At 64.2% G+C, this 2,013-nt stretch carries 2 protein-coding genes; one reads left to right on the top strand and one right to left on the bottom strand.

Features of this window, described 5'->3' with window-relative positions:
- On the top strand, positions 1-307 hold a 307-nt coding region (locus SX243_26125), incomplete at its 5' end, for a hypothetical protein (protein MDY7096464.1).
- A gap of 393 nt (positions 308-700) precedes the next feature.
- On the opposite strand, the gene SX243_26130 is transcribed toward SX243_26125, so the two are convergent.
- On the bottom strand, positions 701-1,816 hold the full coding sequence (locus SX243_26130) for an IS110 family transposase (GenBank protein ID MDY7096465.1): 1,116 nt from the start codon (positions 1,814-1,816) through the stop codon (positions 701-703).
- Positions 1,817-2,013 lie beyond the last annotated feature (197 nt).

A 2,013-nucleotide genomic window follows, 5' to 3' on the forward strand; every position in this document is an offset into this window, starting at 1 on the left:
AAGGCGGCGGACCCCGATCTGCGGACCGGACGACGTGAACCCGGACGCGACGACCGGGCTCCAGGACTCGAGCCGTTCAAACAACGAGCCCCCGCGCGAGCTGACGTTCGCCTCCCTGTGGATCTTGTTGATTCGGGGCGGATTGCGCTGGTTTGATTTCGTTTCGCAAATCGACCGAGGTCAATGGAGCGACCAGAGGGAGCGGATGTTCGGTGCGAGTGGGCCGGGCGTTGCGGAAACCGCTTCCTGCGGGCGCGGCTTCCATGAGAAGGCCCCCCCTGTCAACCGAAATCTGCTTGCCGGTTGACGTGGACTGCCCTTCGCCGACCAGCGGGAGGCGCTTCACCGCCTCGAGCTTCTTCCTCTTAGATTGTCTCTGGCCGTGTCACGCGGACCGGCCCCCGCCCGACCAGCGGGAGGCGTCGCCTCTCGAGCCATTCCAGCCAGTTTCCAGCCGCCACATCGCCCCGCTTCCATTCGCACTCTTCGTGGAGCTTTTTGCTCCGGTGTCAGTTGGGGTCCTCAATTGTGGTGGGTGCTGCTATCTCCAGTGTCGAACTGGCGGCCTCCGTGAACCGGATGCCGGCGTTCCGCCGCGCCCTCGCAGTCACCCGAACTCGGCGATTGGCTACTGACTCCATTCGGCTCGAATTCCGCATTCCTCAATCCCTGCCGCTGACGCCAACTAACCACAACTGCACTATGCAGCCGCCGGCTTGGCCTTCGCCCGGCTATTGCGCAGCGGCTCGTAAACCTCTCCACTTACCCACAACTGATGCAGCAGCACCGCCAGCTTCCTCGCCACTGCCACCACCGCTCGTTTCTTCGCGTTCTTCCGCCCCCGTTCGGCCAGCTTCAGCCCCCAGCGCCGCAAGTCCGTGTCCGGACCTCGCCAGCCCAGAACATAGTGCGCTCCCTGCACCAGCAGCACCCGCAGATACCCGTCTCCTTCCTTGGTGATCGGCAACTCCGGCTCGTCTTGTCCGGAGTTGGATCGCCGCGGCCGCAATCCCACGTAGCAGCCGGCGTCACGGCTCCTCCGGAATCGCTTTGGATCGTCGATGGTCAGCACAAACGTCAGCGCGATCAGATCTCCCACACCACTTACTTGCTTCAGCAGCTTCGTCTCCGGGTACTTACTCTTCGCCGCCTCCGCGATCTTTTTATCGTAAGCGCGGATCTGCTCGGTCAGCGATCGCACCTGCTTCAGTAACGGCTCCAGCGCAGTGCGCAACGGCGTCGGCAGCTCGGCCAGGTGTTCCGGACCCAGTGCCTCGGCCGCGCAATGCGGCAGCCGCTCCCCGGCCGCCTTCGCCAGCCCCCGCGCCGCATTCGCCACCTTCGTGCGCGCGCCCACCAGCACTGCCCGGCCGCGGATCACCATCAGGTCCGCCTGCGCCTCCTCGCCACGATGCCGGATCGGCCTCAGCAGCCGCGGATCCGCCCGCGCCAGCCGCGCTAACGTCTCCGCGTCCACCCGGTCGTCCTTCCGCGAACTCTGGCTGATCGCCTTCATCTCACGCGCATTGGCCACGATCACCTCATGCCCAAAGCTCTCCAGCAGCCGGCTGATCCACGGCGAATGCGTCCCCACCTCGAGCCCGATCCGGCATGGCTCCATCGTCTCGAACTTCTTGCCCAGCGCCTTCTTGCTTGTCGCCACCCGCGCGAGATTAATCACCTCGCCGTGTTCGTCGAGCGTGCAACACCAGCTGTGCTTGTCCCCGATGTCAACGCCGACCGTCCGTGCCGGCATCGGTCCCCACTGCGGACCCTTCGAATCGATGCTATGCTTGTTCTGCTTTTTCATGTTCATGGCCGATCTCCTCTTCTGCACCTTCGGTGCCTAGTCTTCGGGAGCTTATCGCATCCCGTGGGAGGTCGGCCTTCTCATTCCATCTCCAATCGGGCTCTGGGCGCAGGTGTGGCGCTCGAGGTTTGGGAAGCCGGGCCGTCGAGGGCCGATCTGAGGCGGATTTCTGTCGGATTCTGTCGAATCTTGTCGGATTCTCC

This window comes from Acidobacteriota bacterium, from assembly GCA_034211275.1.
In the GTDB taxonomy this organism is placed as follows: Bacteria; Acidobacteriota; Thermoanaerobaculia; order Multivoradales; family JAHZIX01; genus JAGQSE01.